We start from the raw sequence: 18,478 nt of genomic DNA, 5'->3' as shown, positions 1-18,478 counted from the left end.
AGCAGGAATCCACTTGAGTATTATAAATATTAAATCACTTCTGTATTTTTATTCAAGTAGACAAGTCCAATCTATAAGGTAAGCCTTTCCTTGTAAAGCAATTTTTACAAGCTTTTTCCTTTTCTTCTTTTTTACTTTATCCAATTATTTTACTCACGTTTTTGAATCATAATAGTATGAATCTAAAACAATTCTGTATAAAATAATATTAAAAACACTTTGAATATCAAAAAATGAATTATATCTTTATGATATCAAAATAATATCATTTTAAATTTAATTATAAATCATGAAAGAAGAAAAAATCATTACACCTGCAAACGGATATCTCATACTATTTATTTTTTTTATTATGCTTATTGGAGGCATAGCTGCTCTTATTGCAACCGAAAAAGGTATTTTTATTATATCTATAATTGTTGCCATTTTTATTGCTCCAGGTTTTATAATGGTACAGCCAAATAACTCGAGAGTATTATTGCTTTTCGGAAAATATGTAGGTACTATTAATAGAAATGGTTTTTATTGGGCAAATCCATTTTACTCTAAAAAGAAAGTTTCGTTACGAGCTAGGAACTTTGATAGTGAGCGTTTAAAAGTAAATGACAAACTTGGTAACCCAATTATGATTAGTACGATTTTAGTTTGGCGTGTTCAAGACACTTACAAAGCTGCTTTTGACGTAGATAATTATGAAAACTTTGTTCGTGTGCAAACAGATGCCGCTGTTCGTAAACTGGCAAGCATGTACCCATATGATAATTTTGCAGATGAAGGACATGCCGAAGATATTACATTACGGTCTAGTGTAAATGAAGTCAGTGAAGCTTTAGAAAAAGAAATACATGAGCGTCTATCCATTGCAGGTATCGAGGTATTAGAAGCAAGAATTGGTTATTTAGCTTATGCCCAAGAAATTGCAAATGCGATGTTAAAACGTCAACAAGCAACAGCCATAGTTGCTGCAAGACATAAAATTGTAGAAGGCGCTGTAAGTATGGTTGAAATGGCTCTTGAAGAATTAGGAAAGAAAAATATTGTGGATTTAGATGAAGAACGGAAAGCCGCTATGGTTAGCAACCTTATGGTTATACTTTGTGGTGATAAAGATGCTTCTCCTGTTTTAAATACTGGTACTTTAAATCAATAAAATGAGGGTTTTTAAAGAAGAACAACGGTTTACACAAAAGCGGTTAATCATATTACTATGCATCTCTACTATTTTTCTTTTATTATTAATTACCAAGTTTTTTTTACAAGAAAATAATATGGGTTTACTCGAATGCATTAGTATTGCTAACTTAATTTTAATATCAGTAGGATTGATATTTATTTTTAAATTAAAAACTAAAATTGATAAAACAGGTATACATTATCAATTTTTTCCTTTTCATTTTAAGATGAAAACCATATTTTGGAAAAATATAAAACTAGCAGAAACAAGAAAATATGATGCCTTATCTGAATATGGTGGTTGGGTTCTAAAAGGCGGACTTCTACTTTGGAAGAAAAAGAATAGAATGGCTATAAATGTAAACGTAAAAGGGAATATAGGCATTCAAGTAACTCTTAGCAACCATAAAAAAATATTAATAGGCACCCAAAAGAGATTTGAAGCAGATAACGTTATAGCTAAATATTTACGTAAAAAATAAAATGGCAAAAAAGAAAGCTTTCGCGTTGCGAATTAATGAAGACATGCTAAAAGCTATTGAAAAATGGGCTGCGGATGAATTCCGCAGCACTAATGGTCAAATTGAATGGATGTTAAATGAAAGCTTGAAAAAGGCTAAACGCAACCCTAAAAATAAAGATTCAGAAGAAAAGAATTAAACACCTCAGCTTTATTTGTTTACTTCGTGCCACTATTTCTTTAACAACTTCTTTTTAACTGCTTTAAATAACTTAACAGCTAAAAGGGCTAGAAGGCCCACCAACAAGCCAACTATAAAATCTTTTATAAAAGAAGGCAATATATCCAAGAAATGATGGAAAAATTCAATATTATGAACAAATATACCTCCTGCTACCAAAATCAGGGCAATGGTGCCAATTACAGATAAACTTTTAATAACCACTGGAAGTGCTCTAATTAAAAAATTTCCAATGAACTTTGAAATACTTTTTTCTTTACCACTAAAACTAACAAGCCTGTATCCCAAATCGTCCATTCTAACAATAAGAGCAACGATTCCATAAACACCTATAGTTGCTATTAAAGCTACAATTGTCACAACCAATACTTGAAACAAAATAGGTTTTCCTAAAACCGTACCCAAAGCAATAATTACGATTTCAACAGATAAAATAAAATCAGTAAAAATGGCTGATTTTATTTTCTTTTTTTCGAGAATTAACTGGTCTTCCTTTGACAGGTCTGTATTCTCAATGGTCACTTTAGTATGCTCATGGGGTACAAAAAATTCATATATTTTTTCTGCGCCTTCAAAAGCCAGATAAACACCACCTAATACCAATGATAAAGTAATAGCCCACGGTGCAAAAGCACTTAATAAAAAAGCAATTGGCAAAATAATTAATTTATTAAGCGCAGAACCTTTAGTAATAGCCCATAAAACAGGCAACTCCCTAGAAGAAACAAACCCTGTTGCTTTTTCAGCATTTACCGCTAAATCGTCACCCAAAATACCTGCTGTTTTCTTTGTAGTAATCTTACTCATAACTACAACGTCGTCCATTAAAGCCGCTATATCATCTAGTAGTGCAAAAAATCCTGATGCCATTCTTAATTATTTGGAAGTTAAATTGTCAATAAGAGACATCGTTATGTAAAGTAAAATAATAACAGGTATCGCTGCAAACTGTAATACAACTAATAGTACGATACAAAGCATTATAAAAATATACCGTGTTGCATTTGTTTTAAAGTTCCAATTCTTAAACTTTAAAGCAAATAGCTTTATGTTAGAATTTAGCAGGTAACAACTTAAAAATGTCAACCCAATTAAAAACCATTTGTTAAGAATAATAGCATTAATAAAATCATTATTTTGAAATTCCATTATTAATGGTAACGACACTATCAATAAGGTATTTGCCGGAGTTGGAAGACCTTTAAAATAGCTTTGTTGTTCGGTATCTAAATTAAAATTTGCTAAACGGTAAGCAGAAGCTAGCGTTACAAATAATCCTAAAAGAGGAAATATTGGTAAATTAAAATCTAACCAATCTGTATTTGAAGACCAATTATTATATACCTTCTCTGATGTATTAGTTGTTAGTAACAACAATTTATACATAATAATTCCTGGTACTAATCCGCTGGTTACCATATCTGCTAGTGAATCTAACTGTAAACCTAACTCACTTTGAACATTTAGTTTCCTAGCTGCAAAACCATCAAAAAAATCAAAAAATATACCTAAGAAAACAAACAAAGAAGCAGCAATAAAATGATTATCAATAGCAAAAATAACTGCAATACTTCCACTTAATAAGTTTAAAAGCGTTAGCGCATTAGGAACATGTTGTTTCATATATAAATATCTTATTGCCTTAAAAAATTGTTTTGTAAAAATAACAAACAATTATTGTGCAAAACAAGTATTAAACAATATCTATTATAATTTCAAGTTTAATAGATTAATAAATTATGCCTGTATAACTATGAAATGAAAATAGAAGCCTTACTATTTTCTATTTTGATTTACTATAATTAATTTACATAAACCAAGTTATGGAGATTATGAGCAAACAAATAAAATGAAAACTGAACTCGTTTAAATCTGATATTTTTATGATTAAATTGGTATTATGTGCATCTTTGTAAAAAAATTGCGGTTGAAAACTTACATAACTGTTTTGTTTTATACAATTTCTGTATCAATATTTAGTCAAACGGTTAGGAAATATTCTAACGAGTTTATGAATATTGGTGTGGACGCTGCTGCTTTAGGTATGAGTAGCGCAGTAACATCTCATTCTGCTGATGTCAATTCTGGTTATTGGAACCCTGCTGGTTTATTAAAAATAGAGGACAATCAATTGGCTTTAATGCACTCTAGCTACTTCGCTAATATTGCTAACTACGACTATGCTGCTTTTGCTATGCCTTTAGACAAGCAAAGCGCTATAGGTATATCATTAATTCGTTTTGCTGTTGATGACATTTTAAACACCACACAACTTATTGACGAACAGGGTAATATTAATTACGATAGAATCAGTTTGTTTTCTACTGCAGACTATGGGATGACATTTTCGTATGCAAGAGCGCTTCCTGTACAAGGATTAAATTATGGCGTAAATGCCAAAGTAATACGACGGGTTATTGGTGATTTCGCTTCCTCCTGGGGTTTTGGTTTAGATCTAGGCGTACAGTTTGAAACTGATAATAACTGGAAATTTGGTCTGATGGCTCGTGATATTACCACCACTTTTAATGCTTGGGCAATAGATAAAAATGAATTTGCTAAAATTCAAAATGCTGTAGCTGGCCAAAATCAAGAATTACCAGAGACTACTGAGATTACCATTCCAAAATTACAAATTGGAATTTCTAAGCTAATCGATTTTAATTTTGATTACACATTATTAACAGCTGTAAATTTAAATGTTCGCTTTGAAGAAAACAATGATATTTTTTCATCATCGTTTGCTAGTATAAATCCAGCTTTAGGCTTTGAATTTGGGTATATAGATATGGTATATTTACGTGCTGGTATGGGGAATTTTCAAAATGAAAAACAATTTGACAATACTGAACAATTAAGTTTTCAGCCTAGTTTTGGTGTTGGTTTTAAATACAATGGTGTTCAAATAGATTACGCTTTTACCGATATTGGAGACCAAAGTGTTGCTTTATATTCAAATGTATTTTCTTTAAAACTCGATTTTAGTATTTTTAGATAATGAAGTGGTTATTACTATTTTTCGCTTCAACCAAAAAACATGTGCTCAGCTTGACTGGGTAGTTTAAACCATTTCAATATTTGTTTAGATGAATAAAACATTACTCTTTTTACTTCTTTTTTTATTTGCTGCAATTATTACAAGTACAGCTCAAAAAAACACATTATCACCAGAAGCAAGCATTAGTGTATTAACTATTGGCCCTGGTTCTTCTTTAAATGACTCTTTTGGGCATAGTGCTTTTAGAATTACCGACAGAGTAAATGGTCTAGATTTAGTTTATGGATACGGTGAATATGATTTTGACACACCAAATTTTTACTTAAAATTTGCACAAGGAAAACTAAATTATTTAATCAGTAAAGATAAATTTCAAAGGTTTTATCAAGCTTATAGTTATTATAACAGAACAATAAAAGAACAAGACCTAAATCTTTCACAAGAAGAAAAACAAAAGCTTTATGACTTTTTAATAAATAATTATAAGCCAAAAAATAGAGGCTATTTATACGATTTTTTCTTTGACAATTGTGCTACAAAAATTAAAGACGTTGCTAACGTTAGTCTTAATAACTTCATTATTTTCAACAATCCTAAAGATTATAAAGAAGCTACTTTTAGAACTTTAATTCAAAATAATCTCAATAGAAATTCTTGGGGAAGTTTTGGCATAGACGTAGCTTTGGGTTCAGTAATAGATAAAAAAGCAACTACTGAAGAGCATATGTTTTTACCCGAAAACATATACAGATTCTTTGATAATGCAACAATAAAGAATAGTAATAAATCTTTAGTTAAAGAAAGTCGAGTTTTATATTCTCAAAAGGATACACCAAAACCTAATACCTTTTTTACAAGTCCACTTTTTATTTTAGGTATTGTGAGTGGTATAATCCTTTTTATAACTTATCGAGATTTCAAAAAAAACAAACAGAGTGTTTGGCTGGACACAACTCTTTTCAGTATCACAGGAATTATAGGAATGTTCCTGCTACTGCTTTGGTTTGCAACCGACCATAAAGGAACACATCAAAATTATAATTTACTTTGGGCATGTGCTCTTAATGTTTTTATTATTCAGCAACTATTTAGAAAAAGAGTAAGCATTTGGTTTATTAAATATTTGAAATTTTTAATAATTCTATTATGCCTATTAACATTACACTGGATTATTGGGGTACAAGTATTTGCTATTGGATTAATCCCATTTTTAATAGCACTATTTATTAGATATATTTATTTGATTAGATTTTACAGTTAATGGTCTTCTTTTCTTAGAATTAATACTGAATACTGTGACAGGAAACTGAATACTGAATTATTGCCCTCTAAAGAAAATCATAGTGCTTATGGTTTTAACCAAAATATTTATATCTAAAAAAAAGCTTTTGTGCTTGATATAATATAAATCGTATTGTAGTTTTAGCAAACTATCATCAACAGAGGAACCATATCTGGTTTTAACCTGTGCCCAACCTGTAAGACCTGGTTTAATGATATGGCGCGTTTCGTAAAACGGTAACATTTGCGATAATTCTTTAACAAAAAACGGGCGTTCTGGTCTAGGACCAATCAAACTCATTTCTCCCTTTAATATATTAATAAATTGAGGTATCTCATCTAATCTGGAATGCCGTAAAAATCTACCAAAAAGTGTGACTCTTAAATCTCCTTTTTTAGCCCAAACTGCTCCAGTTTTTTCAGCATTTTTAATCATAGTTCTATACTTCAAAATTTTAAAGGGCTTTCCATTTTTCCCTATCCTATCTTGAGAATAAAAAAGAGGTCCACGATTTGCGATAACATTCCCTAGAAAAATAAATGGTAATAATAGGATACCTATAAAAATTCCAATTATAGAAATAAGAATATCAAAAAATCGGTGAAAAAATAAATACAATTTATTTTGGTTACTTCTACTAAATGGAAAATACTTATAAAAATCTTTCCCTACAAATTGCACAGGTATGCGTTGCGCCATCTCTTCATATACCTGTGTATATTCTTTTATTGAAAATCCTTCTTCTAAAAGTGAAATAAGTGAATAATAAATTTCTGAAGTAATGGATTCTGAATTATAACTTGCTATAACAATCTCTGATATATTTTCATCCTTAATTACTTGACGTATTTGATTTGGTTTATACTCAGTAACCGCATTAAACTTAATAGATTCAAGACTATTTAATTCACAATTAACAAAGCCTTTTATTTTATAATTAGGATCTGAATTATTAAAGGCCTCAACAATAGTTTCAATATTTGAGGTTTCACCTATAATTAATACTTTTTTATAAAATCTGGGAGAAACAATAAAAGTTGCATATACAAATCTCCATAGAAATAAGGCTATAAATATCGCAAAATAAAAGTATAATATTTGAAGTCGGTTATCTGGTAAAATAGGTGTAAGAAACGGTGTTAAGAGATAAAATAGAACAGTAATTGAGGCCGTAAAAACTATACTAGCAAAGGTTTTTTCTATTTTACTGGATTTCTGTAAATCATAAAGTTCAAATATAGTCCCAAATACTGAAACATATAAAACAAGAACAAAAATCCATGTCCAATTTTCTTTTGCTATGGTGAAATAATCAAAATCAAATGTATTACTAACAAAGTATAGCACAATCAATATTGAAATAATATCGAAAATACGCAGCAAAACTTTACGTTCTGAAATATTAAAATGGATACTGCGGTTAGACATCTTATCGATTCAATTGGAAGACCATAAAGATAACAAGTATATTTAATTAAGCTAAAATTATTTACAAGACTTGAAACCATTGGTTTTTAACAACATTCCAATCCAATTGTTCTGCTGTCTTTCTGGCATTTAAAGCCATGATGCTCGATTCTTTTGGTGAATTTAATAACTTCTTAATGGCTTTAATAAATGCCTTTACCGAATCCGGCTCTACTAAAATACCTGTATGACCATCTTCTATTAAAAAAGGCATGCCACCGACATTAGTAGAAATAATTGGCAACCCTAAGGCCATAGCTTCAATAACACTAACAGGCATATTATCAAAATTAGTGGTATTAATAAAAATATTATAGTCTTTAGATTTTTCTATCCATTCTTCTTTTGATAATTTCCCTGTAAAAGTGACTTCTACTTTTAACTCCTTCGCATAATCTATTACCTTTTGCATACTTCCATCACTATCTGGACCAACCATACAAAGTTCTGCATTCATATTAAGATCTTTTAAGGCTTTTAAAACCTTAATTGCTAATATCGGGTTATATATTTTTGAAAGTGAACGCACCCACAATAGTTTTACTTTATCAAAAGGCCTTTCTTGAAATGTATAATTATTAAGCGTTATTGAATTAGGAATACAAACGATATTGAGATATCCTAAATCTTCAAAATTTGACTTCATATATTCTGATGGAGCTACATTCTTATAAGCATGATTAAATATTGCTTTAGATAGTCCAGGAGACTTTTTTAAACGTTCTGGTAAGTTTCCACCATGTAGGATAGGGATATATCTCAGTTTGAGCAATCTACACAATTGGCTTACAAAAAATGCATAATAAAAATTTAATGTACTGTAAGTATCTATTAACACTACGTCTACTTTTCTTTTATATTTGAAACAAGTCCAAAGCATGTGACATAGTCTTAAAACGATGTTCTTTTTTTTAGATGCAGAAAATACTTTATATCCTTCGCCTCTAAACAAAAGTCCTAATATATCTATAGAAGACTGATTGCCTTTATTATTGAATTGGTTTCCTATGTAAAGTAAGCTCTTCAATTATTAAACTTTTATATATAAGTTATTGCGAAATTTGTTTTATTTTTTTCTTCTTTTTAACATCATAATTTACATTTAACAAACATAGTCCATAGATGAATGCGGGAGCAGCTATTCGCATAGATGAATGGTTTATTGTTAAAAACCAAAATATATAACATGAATAAAAGAAGATATTTGACTTATTTTTTAATCTCAGTAATAGCGGCGTAATTAATAGAATCAATAATGCGACCATACCAATTAAACCATGTTCTGATAAAATACGACTCATTTCATTATGAGAAGCTGCTTCAACACCCTCTTTTTGTTGTCTTAGCTCTTTAATTTTACCCACTCCCACTCCTAATATTGGATTCTTTAAAAACTCGTCTAATTCAAAAGAAATTAGTTTGGCTCTACCTGTTGAAAGATCCTCTTTTTCTCGTCCTAACGCATCTTCATTAGCATATCGCTTTTCTATAAAACCATTAGTTTGAAGAGAAGAATACAACCAAATAGACAGACCTATACCCGCAAATAAGAGCAATATTTTACCAATTCTAAACTTGTTTTTAACATTAACTTTTTTATAATAAAAATAAATAAATACAATTATCATAAATAGAGCAGTAATGATACCTCCTCGACTAAAAGTAACTATTCCTCTGTAACTAATTACAGCTAATAACACACCATTTACAACTTTAAGAAATATCGATGGAGAGGTCATAAAAAATCTTAGACTAAATACAAACATACCCAACCCTAAAACTGTTGCTACTTGATTAGGTCCAAACCCTCCAGAGGCTTCAAAATTAGAACCTGTACCAGAAATGGTTTCTCTAACACTTGGGTTATATAATAATAAATATGCAGCTGTGGATATTAATGGTAGCCCTATTGATAAAAATACTTGATGGAAATCTTTATATCTTATTCTTAGTTTATAACAGAATAACGAAACGACTCCTAAACAAACTGGTCCACTTAAATTAAATGCAATGGCAGTACGTATTGTTGTACTTTCTGTAATATTAAATCCTGCCACAAGTACCCCTGGCAAAAGCAAAAAAATGTAAATAATATATGGTATAGGTTGTTTGTTTTTCTTGATAACAAAAAGCCCCATTAAGCAAAATAAAATAACTAAATACTTGGAGGTTTCATATAAAAAATTACCTTCCGTCATTCTTAAAAACACCTCAACCCCAACAACATAACCACAAGCAATCAAAACTTGTAAAGATTTTTGATCTTGCTTTGCTTTTAATATTTTATATGTAAAATAGCAAACCGTACTTATTAAATATACCTTAGACAATACTGCTAAATTGTAAACAGCAAATCCAATTAGAATATGTGAAATTATTGTATATAGGTAATTAATATTTTTCAATGTTATTTTATAAAGTTTCTATATATGACTAATATGGTTTGTAATTGTATTTTATCAGAATAATTTTCTTGTATATTCTTTTCATAACGCTTTGCATAAGTTTCCCGCAGCTCCTTATTTTCAACTAACGAAGATAACGCTTTAGATAAATCTTCTCTTTTGGTTGCATTAACTAAAACACCATCATAGTTATTTGTAATGACTGTTTCGCACTCTCCTACTTTAGTAGCTATAACTGGTAATTTAGCTAACCCATACTCCAATAAAGCAATAGGTAATCCCTCAGATTTTGAAGATAACACACCTATATCACACTGTTTTAAAATATTAAAAATATCAGGTTTACTGCCGTATATAAAAACAGAATCTATCAAATTTAACTCTTCCGTTTTAGTTCTAATGGCTTCAAAATAATCATCATTAAAATTTTTACCTACACAATGTAATGTCCAATCTGAATAATTTTTAAGTACTTCATTAAAAGCCTCTAATAGTGTAATATGATCTTTTTGTGGTCTTAAGTTAGCTAAACAGATAATACGCTTACCTGATTCTCCTTTTAGAGTTGTAGCAACAGAAGTTTTATTTATCACTGCAAAATTTGGTAGATAAGAAACGTTTTTAATTTCAAGTTTTTCTTTACTCCATGCTTCTAAGGTTTTATTTACGCTAAAAACATGAGAGAAATACTTTGAACAAAACTTTAAAAAACCAAACTTTCTATTTTTTAAAAATTCGCTATTACCATAATGATCATGCCATATAATAGAAATATTCCTATTTAATAATTTTATAATAGTTGCTAAAAAAAAAGAGCTTGAATGTGCATGAATAATTTGTATTTTTTTTTGCTTGACAAATGTATTTAGCTTTTTTATCGCCTTTAAATCAATTATTCCTTTTTTGTTTAGAAACAAATATTCAACATTACTTGAAAGGCTATTTTTAAGAAGCCCCTCTTTTCTGGTAGTACATAAAAAAGAGGTTTCTATTTTAGACGCTAACACATTAGCAATATTTACAGCTACTCGTTCTGCTCCTCCTGCATCTAAAGAATCTATTAATTGTAATACTCTCATCTATGATTTTAATAATTTGATGATTTCAGCCTCAAAGGTATCTAAGGTATATTCTTGAGACCATCTGGATGCGTTTATAGACACCTTCTTTAACCGATCAATATCATTTAATTCTTTTTCAATATTACTTACAGCCAATTCTAAGTTAGGTTTAATTAAAATTCCTCTGTTACCATGATCTAACATAAAAGGAACGCAAGAAATTGGTGTAGCTATAGGAATGGTTCCAAAAAACATAGCTTCTGCAACTGCTTTTGGCCACCCTTCAGATTTAGATGGTAGTATTAAAAAGTGGGCTTCTTTAAAAATTTCTTTTAAAACATTTCTTTTCCGATTGCCTTTTAACTTAACTACTTCTTCCAACTCATTATTAACTATATATTTTTGTAATTCTTTATTTAATATACCATCTCCATAAACCTCTAAAAACACTTTCTTCCCTTTTTTATGCAAAGCTTCAACAATTTTAATTGCTAATAAAGGACGTTTACCTTTAACAAGGCTTCCAACAAAAATAAATTTTAAAGCTTTAGTGTAATTTCGAACTTCTGGAGTTTCTATTTCACTATTTGTATAAGTTGCTGTGAAAAATGGTTTAATATTTCTAGTTTGATTTTGCCAATTACCATAAACTAAAGTTGTCATGTTTTTAGTTAGTAATGTGTTTGCCAATAACCATTTTTGAAACCTATAACTTATTGGCTGCTTTGCCTTAGAGTTCCAGTTTCCAGCATATTTAGCCGTTTTTATTTTACTTGGAAAAAAAACTTGGATTAAACAACCAAGTAACCCTATATTGCCAGGGCAGCGTAAATGTATATGATCTGCTTTAAACATGACACTAATTAGCCTAAAAATGATTATTGGAAAAACAATAATACTTCTTAAAACATTAAAAAATGATGTAAAATTTAATGACGGTGTCGAAATAACCTGTAAATCCTTTTTAAAATTTGATAATAGCAGTTCTCGATCATATGATGTAGGGGATATAATAGTGACTTTATCTGCATACTTAAACCAAATATCCATTTCGTAGACATAAGGTGCATATGCGGCATAAATGTTTTTTCTTTTCAGTGTAGGAGCATCTGTTATGGTTAAAAAATGCATTAAATATAATCTTTTGATGTGTTATTATTAATAACTACTGCTGGAACTCCCAATACTGTTTTATTAGCTTCTACCGAATTTATTACTAAAGAGTTTGCACCAATAACACAATTATCGCCAATATTTATTTTTCCTGCAATCACAGCATTTGTGCCAATATATACATTATTCCCTATGATTGGTACTCCTCTTTTTTCTTCCCTACCACTTACTCCTATTGTAACCCCTTGCGAAATATTGCAATTAACTCCAATTACCGCTGATGCATTAATAATTATTCCTCCAAAATGCCCTATATAAAAACCTGCTCCTATTCGGGAGGTATATGGTAGTGAAATCCCCGTTATAATCTCAATCCATTTTTGACAAATAACGGCAAAAACTAGAAGTATTCTTTTTATTATTCTAGGTAGTTTGCTTTTATAAATACTATTGGAAGCCCTATAAACAAATAATGCCCAAAGCCCTTGATTTGTTATTATTAGAGTAATAGCCGATTTATTGCCACTATATTTCTTATACTTTCTAATATCTTGAGAAAACATATTCATTTATCATGATAAATTTTAACTTCTATTTTTCACTTTTCTATATTAGGTTTACTTATTAATAACGAAAACCATCCAATTACCCTACCAATACTCTCTGTTAATGCTTCCTTTTTTTTATTAGAAGTAATTACGTTCGTAAATCGTATTAAAGTTAACAAAAAAGCTGTTGCATGCCATTTGAATTTAGCTTTTAAACTAGGTATAGGATATTTTACACGCCATACATACCAACCATTTCTAAGAACCATTTTTCCATATTTATATTTATTAGGTCTTCCTGAGTCATCATGATGATGAGATAACTTTGCGTTAGTATTTACATATAGTTTTCCTTGTTTTGCTAATCGCAAAGAAAAATCAGCGTCTTCGTATAAACCGTATCCTTCAAAATAAGTTGAAAACGACAATGTTCTAAATATTTCTTTTTTATAAGAAGATACCCCTCCCATAATTTGCTCAACCTGGTAAATTTTACCCGATGGAGGTAGAAAACCAACAGATCTACCATGAGCAAAGGAAGGTAAAAAACCAGGGGCTGTATCAGGCAACAAACCAAATTTACGCCTCATTTTAAAACGAGCTGGCTCATTACGCATCCAACCATCATAATGAAACTTTCCTTTATCTCCTGTTTTGGTAGTTTTTTCCCATTCAACTTCATTTTTAATATAACCGCCAACAGCCATAGCTTCAGGGCATAAATTATAAGTTTCTATTAAATTTTTAAAATAATTCGAAGTCAAAACAATATCGTCATCTAGAAAACAAACAATATCAGAATTATCGGCAATCAAATTAATACCATAATTACGTTGCTTGGTCAACCCTCTATTCATGACTTCTACTTTAGAATATTTTAAGTTTTTAAATTTGTTTTCTTCTAATAGTAATTTAGTTTTATCATCTACAGATCCATCAATAATTAATATTTCATTCGGGTATAAGGATTGGGTATTAACTGAATTCAATAAGTTCAATAATGCCTCAGAACGCATATAAGTACAAACTATTAATGAAAAATTATAATGACTCATTAAGTTTAAATTTATTTATAAAAACATCGTGAATTTCTTTAAAAAATGAATCTCTTTTTAATATCTGCTTCCATAAAAGTCTATTGCTTTCTTGAAGTTTAATAAAACTGTCTTCATTAATATTTTTATGAAAATTTAAAACTTCTTCTCTTATATTTTCACGTCGATTTTCATCGATGATGAGACAATGGTTACTCCATTTTATTTTGTTATGCAGAGGCAGTCTACAATCTGTATCTAGTAGCACAGGAATCCTTCCAACTGCTAAAGTTTCATAAAACCTAACCGAAAAATTCCCAGCACCCCTTATACAAAACGTATACGGATTATTATAAATATTCTGATAGAACTCTTCTGTTGTTATCTGCTTTTCTTTTTGTGTTTTTGCTCCCGCCCTATACTTATCTCTTAAAATAAAATTTGTTTCTATTTCTTTACTCATTTTTAAAAGCCTAAGATATTTTGCTCTTTTTACACTTGACGGATAAAAAGGTTGATAATCTTTAAGCTCTTTTCTAAAAACCCTTTTTACATTGATTTTTATAAAAACTGAAAATTCTTTGAGATATTTTACAATGTTTCCTTTTGCATGACCTACAAAACCTATTTTGGGGAATACTTCTTTCTTCAAAACCTTAAAATCTTTTTTCAAATTAGACTCATAAGGATCATTAATAAAAGAAGGTATTATAATAGTATTAGTATTCAATTTACTTTTGAATCCACTCAGTCTAAAATTGAAAACTTTTTCATCTTTTAAAGAATACCCAAAATCACCACCGGAATACACCCATACTCGTTTATTAAATTCTTTGGCTTTATCAAAAAGAGTTTGTTTTTCTAATTTATAGTTTTTCAAAGAATAAGTATATTCCAAAGGTAGAACAACAACATCACACTCATTTATGTCTGTAACAATTTTATAATATTTAATTAGAAAATCACTTTTAAGAAAACACAAATCAAATAATAAAGGAAAAACAAAACTGCGATTTTCTTCTGTTAATAAATTTGTATTTGTGTAGAGTTTAATCATTTTTATTTTCCATTAAAATAGAACTCCAATAATCACTTTGTTCCCATTGTTTTCTCATTTTCATTAAGTACGTATATGGGTTTCTTACTTTTTGCTTTCTAAAAAATTTAATAAATAAAATGGTTTTATACCCATTAACTTGAAAGGAAGTAAAATATTTTTTAAAAAACAACATAATTGTTGGTGATGGCTTGGGTTGTACTTTTTCATCATCCCATAGCTTTTTTATTTTAGTTCTAAACCCTCCCATTGGGGCTTTAAGATGTGTGATTTTGATATCTGGTATAAAAATGACATCTGTTCCTTTGTTTCTTACTTGCATTCCAAAATCTGAATCTTCTCCAAAACCAAATTCATAAACCATATCAAATTTCAAATTTTTAATAATGCTTGTTTTAACCATACTAGAACCTGAACCAAAAACTATAGTCTGAGAGGTATTAAAATACGTTTGCTGTTGATGTGGCTGTAAACACAGATAATTAAGCACCGAAATACCTAAGGTTTCAATCTTTTTAAAAGATGCTTCAAATAAATTATTTTCAAATCTTATATCGTCATCTGCTAAAAAAACCCATTCACTTTCAACTTTAGGTAATCCCAGGTTTCTAGCATTACAAACCCCTGTTATATTTGTAAATGTATGTTTTATTTTAAAAGGCCATGTTTCAGTTAGAAGATAGTCTAATTCTGATTCTGAATTTTTATCTGGGTTTTGCTCAACTATAATCACATTTTTTGGAATTATGGTTTGTTTTTTCAAATCTTTTAAAACATCATATAAATACTTTTTTCTTCCAATAGTAGGTATTATAACATCTACTTCTTTTTTATTTATAATTTGCCTATTAGATTTGACTTCTATTTTATCTAAATCTAGATTGTTCTTTTTATTAAATATCGATTTAATTAGCGGTAAAAGTGTCCACTTCTTCTCAAAAACCGCAAAACAAAAAGTTAACATAAAAGCCCAAAACCATTTATAATGCTGTTTTACAAATTTGAATAATTCGTATTTTGAGGCCTGTTTTACTTCAGTTTTAACAGACGTATTTTCTTTTAACAACTTTGGTTCAGAATAACAAAAAACACCTTGGGGCATGGTGATTTTAGCCAATGAATTAATAAAATAATCGAAATTTGAAAATTTACTTATGGCCTTAGAAATGGTATTTAACAATTCTGCATGAATACCTCCAATATCACTACTCATTAACCAAGTTGGATAGGTTACATTATAATTCACTTTAATAAAAATGGACTGATCCACATAGCCTATTTGATTTGGTATATAAGTGTTATTACTAACTGAATATGATGCTATGATGCGTTTGTGGTGAAAAATATCCAAGATAGGAGATTCATTAATAAAATCTACATAGACTTCATGACACCAAATAATAAGTTCTTTTGGAAACGCTTCTGCTATACTAAACAATGTGGTGGTTATTGATGTTTGAGTTTCAAATGAGACCACTTGAAACTTACTATCAAGTATTTTTAACACATAATTGTTCCTATGTACTACATAAATCATGAAATGATCGATTTATAATAATCAATATTGATGTTAGCATTCTTTCTAATATCAAAAAGTTCCTCTACTTTTTCTCTTGCAGCAGATCCCATTTGTGCACATAAAGTTTCATCATTGAGTAATTTAACCAATTGGTTTGCATATTTGTCTATTTCTGTTGGATGAACCAAATAACCATTAATACCATCATCGATAAGCTCTTGAGCCCACCCAATACTCGTATTTACGACTGGTTTTCTCATCGCCATAGATTCTATAGTTACCATACCTAAAGTTTCTGCAAAAGACGGAAAAGTACAGACATGCGCTTTTTTTATTTGTTCTTTAACTTCAGAATAAGGAATTTTCCCTAAATAACGAACCCGCTTCTTAGCTGCTTCAGAAAAAGTTTGCTCCATTAACTTATAAGTAGACTTTTCTCCTGTTTTAATATCTGAAGCATCATTTCCTATAAGGATCAATTTTGCGTTTGAGTTTTGTTTCAATACCTCATTAAATATCTCTGCCAATTCTAAAACCCCCTTTTTTCTTATAATAGTACCTATATACAATATGGTATTTCTATCATAAACTTTTGGCTCATTATTTTCAAAATTTTCTAATTGTAATCCATAATGAATTGTTTTAATTTTATTTTTACGCAAACCAAATATTTTTGCAGTTTCAATACCTGCATAAGTCGTTGGAGCAATAAAAGCTTTTGCTTTCTTTAAAGCTAATTTCTCAAACATAAAGTTTTTAAATTTTTGCTTTCTTTTTTCTAATTTACAAAAATAAGCATCACTTCCATGAAACCGGATAACTAAAGGTACTTCAAAGTTCATAAAAGCAGTTATTCCCGTCCAGTCTGGAGCTTCTAAAGCATCTATCTCTTTTTTTACTACTATTTTATTTACATAATTTTGAATATGTTTTCTGTAATAATACCAAGTAAATAATTTATAGGCTTCTTTCTTAATAAGGTGGATTTCCACACCTTCGTCATCTATGATTTTATTTTCATTTTGATGGTACACAAATACTGTGACCTTAGCTCCCTTTTTCACCAAAGCAACTGCTAAGTTTTTTATACTAGTAGCAATTCCTGCTGCATGTTTCACATTAGGATGTGGGTATTCTGATGTTATGTATCCGACTTTCATTTTGCCTAATTATTCTTATCAAAAATTATACTATTTATATAAATCGCTATATTATTAGAAAACTTATTTGCTCCTTCTATATTTAAATGAGATTTATCATAAAAATTAGCTTCATCGAGCGTTAACGAATCTTTAGAAAAGTTAAGATATTCAAGGTTATTCTTTAATGCTATTTCAGATAAAATATTATCTACATATATGCTCCGTTCTTTTTTATAATCATTAACTTTATAATATTGAGGAGATCTTATAAAACAAATTTGAATTTTATTCTTTTTACAAAAAAAAATGATTTCGTTTAATTCGTCTATTCCTTTTTTATAAATACTCTGAAAGTCTACTTTGTCTTTATCCAGCAAACGTTTACTGAATAAAGCCCAATTATTTTTATCCCACGATTTATCATGTGGCTTGAATCCTTTATAAATATGACCGCAATCATTAGTATCTCCTATAGACTTTAGTTTATTAAAAACTTGCATCTCGTACCCTCTGTATTTATACATCGGTATTATTTTTTCATAATAATAATCTTCATCAAGATACTTTACTATATCTTGGTATTCTTTCTTACTCGTGTAAGGCAAATATTGAAATTTCTCAAACAAACTATTTGAAGTTCCTAAAATATTATTGTCTACGTCTATTATCAATAATTTTGGCAATTTATTATTATTAATGTAAGATTGCCATCTAATCTTTAAAATGTTTAGGGGCGTACCGCTTATTCCTAAATTATAAGCTGTATGCTTTGTAAAATTCTCAATAATTTTAGGGTTATAATGTGCCTCTGCTTTTGAATTACCTATAATAATAATATCTGAATTTATTTTACCGTTAAAAATTTTATGCCAAACATTATCACAAATAGCATCATTATCTAAAACTATATCCAAAGTAAATTGAATTGAATATAATATTAAATACAGTAATAAAAAGGTTTTAAATATTTTAACCAGA

18 protein-coding genes are annotated in these 18,478 nt (G+C 29.2%); 5 read left to right on the top strand and 13 right to left on the bottom strand.

Annotated elements, in window-relative coordinates:
- Positions 1-289 precede the first annotated feature (289 nt).
- The 3 genes from Q4Q47_RS22500 to Q4Q47_RS22490 all read left to right on the top strand — a co-directional run bounded on the left by Q4Q47_RS22500 (position 290) and on the right by Q4Q47_RS22490 (position 1,833).
- Complete coding sequence (locus Q4Q47_RS22500) at positions 290-1,150, top strand: SPFH domain-containing protein (RefSeq protein ID WP_303308978.1); 861 nt, start codon at positions 290-292, stop codon at positions 1,148-1,150.
- A gap of 250 nt (positions 1,151-1,400) precedes the next feature.
- On the top strand, positions 1,401-1,655 hold the full coding sequence (locus tag Q4Q47_RS22495) for a hypothetical protein (RefSeq protein ID WP_303308977.1): 255 nt from the start codon (positions 1,401-1,403) through the stop codon (positions 1,653-1,655).
- Between the two features lies 1 nt (position 1,656).
- Entirely contained in the window at positions 1,657-1,833 is a 177-nt protein-coding gene (locus tag Q4Q47_RS22490; protein WP_303278228.1) for an Arc family DNA-binding protein, read from the top strand.
- A gap of 32 nt (positions 1,834-1,865) precedes the next feature.
- Here the strand turns inward: Q4Q47_RS22490 and Q4Q47_RS22485 are convergent, their stop codons facing one another.
- Positions 1,866-2,744: a DUF808 domain-containing protein gene (locus Q4Q47_RS22485; protein ID WP_303308976.1), complete on the bottom strand. Its 879-nt coding sequence runs from the start codon at positions 2,742-2,744 to the stop codon at positions 1,866-1,868.
- 6 nt (positions 2,745-2,750) lie between these two features.
- Positions 2,751-3,497: a CDP-alcohol phosphatidyltransferase family protein gene (locus Q4Q47_RS22480; protein WP_303308975.1), complete on the bottom strand. Its 747-nt coding sequence runs from the start codon at positions 3,495-3,497 to the stop codon at positions 2,751-2,753.
- Between the two features lie 304 nt (positions 3,498-3,801).
- Between Q4Q47_RS22480 and Q4Q47_RS22475 the strand changes: the two genes are divergently transcribed.
- Complete coding sequence (locus Q4Q47_RS22475; protein ID WP_331497782.1) at positions 3,802-4,872, top strand: putative type IX sorting system protein PorV2; 1,071 nt, start codon at positions 3,802-3,804, stop codon at positions 4,870-4,872.
- A gap of 88 nt (positions 4,873-4,960) precedes the next feature.
- Complete coding sequence (locus Q4Q47_RS22470; RefSeq protein WP_303308974.1) at positions 4,961-6,133, top strand: lipoprotein N-acyltransferase Lnb domain-containing protein; 1,173 nt, start codon at positions 4,961-4,963, stop codon at positions 6,131-6,133.
- Positions 6,134-6,190: 57 nt separating this feature from the next.
- On the opposite strand, the gene Q4Q47_RS22465 is transcribed toward Q4Q47_RS22470, so the two are convergent.
- The 11 genes from Q4Q47_RS22465 to Q4Q47_RS22415 all read right to left on the bottom strand — a co-directional run bounded on the left by Q4Q47_RS22465 (position 6,191) and on the right by Q4Q47_RS22415 (position 18,414).
- The gene (locus Q4Q47_RS22465; protein WP_303308973.1) at positions 6,191-7,582 is read right to left on the bottom strand and encodes an exopolysaccharide biosynthesis polyprenyl glycosylphosphotransferase; all 1,392 of its coding nucleotides are present in this window, start codon (positions 7,580-7,582) and stop codon (positions 6,191-6,193) included.
- Positions 7,583-7,643: 61 nt separating this feature from the next.
- On the bottom strand, positions 7,644-8,648 hold the full coding sequence (locus Q4Q47_RS22460; RefSeq protein WP_303308972.1) for a glycosyltransferase family 4 protein: 1,005 nt from the start codon (positions 8,646-8,648) through the stop codon (positions 7,644-7,646).
- Between the two features lie 22 nt (positions 8,649-8,670).
- Positions 8,671-10,026, bottom strand: a complete 1,356-nt coding sequence (locus Q4Q47_RS22455; RefSeq protein ID WP_303308971.1) for an O-antigen ligase family protein — start codon at positions 10,024-10,026, stop codon at positions 8,671-8,673.
- Positions 10,027-10,028: 2 nt separating this feature from the next.
- Positions 10,029-11,105, bottom strand: a complete 1,077-nt coding sequence (locus Q4Q47_RS22450; RefSeq protein ID WP_303308970.1) for a glycosyltransferase — start codon at positions 11,103-11,105, stop codon at positions 10,029-10,031.
- A complete protein-coding gene (locus Q4Q47_RS22445; protein ID WP_303308969.1) occupies positions 11,106-12,218 on the bottom strand; it encodes a glycosyltransferase family 4 protein in 1,113 nt (370 codons plus the stop codon).
- Positions 12,218-12,769 carry a serine O-acetyltransferase gene (locus tag Q4Q47_RS22440; RefSeq protein ID WP_303308968.1) on the bottom strand — a complete coding sequence of 184 codons (552 nt, stop codon included), beginning with the start codon at positions 12,767-12,769 and terminating at the stop codon, positions 12,218-12,220. Before Q4Q47_RS22440 ends, Q4Q47_RS22445 begins: the two co-directional genes overlap by 1 nt.
- A gap of 29 nt (positions 12,770-12,798) precedes the next feature.
- Positions 12,799-13,803, bottom strand: coding sequence for a glycosyltransferase family 2 protein (locus Q4Q47_RS22435; RefSeq protein WP_303308967.1), 1,005 nt, complete (start codon positions 13,801-13,803; stop codon positions 12,799-12,801).
- A complete protein-coding gene (locus Q4Q47_RS22430; protein WP_303308966.1) occupies positions 13,790-14,839 on the bottom strand; it encodes a hypothetical protein in 1,050 nt (349 codons plus the stop codon). The genes Q4Q47_RS22435 and Q4Q47_RS22430 overlap by 14 nt, the downstream gene beginning before the upstream one ends.
- On the bottom strand, positions 14,832-16,376 hold the full coding sequence (locus Q4Q47_RS22425; protein ID WP_303308965.1) for a glycosyltransferase family 2 protein: 1,545 nt from the start codon (positions 16,374-16,376) through the stop codon (positions 14,832-14,834). Before Q4Q47_RS22425 ends, Q4Q47_RS22430 begins: the two co-directional genes overlap by 8 nt.
- Positions 16,373-17,518 carry a glycosyltransferase family 4 protein gene (locus tag Q4Q47_RS22420; RefSeq protein WP_303308964.1) on the bottom strand — a complete coding sequence of 382 codons (1,146 nt, stop codon included), beginning with the start codon at positions 17,516-17,518 and terminating at the stop codon, positions 16,373-16,375. The genes Q4Q47_RS22425 and Q4Q47_RS22420 overlap by 4 nt, the downstream gene beginning before the upstream one ends.
- A 5-nt stretch (positions 17,519-17,523) precedes the next feature.
- A complete protein-coding gene (locus tag Q4Q47_RS22415) occupies positions 17,524-18,414 on the bottom strand; it encodes a hypothetical protein (RefSeq protein WP_303308963.1) in 891 nt (296 codons plus the stop codon).
- Positions 18,415-18,478: the final 64 nt, after the last annotated feature.

Source organism: Flavivirga spongiicola (genome assembly GCF_030540825.1).
GTDB classification, from domain to species: Bacteria; Bacteroidota; Bacteroidia; order Flavobacteriales; family Flavobacteriaceae; genus Flavivirga; species Flavivirga spongiicola.
The sequence above is the reverse complement of the archived record's forward strand: the minus strand, read 5'-3'. Positions and strand labels throughout refer to the sequence as shown.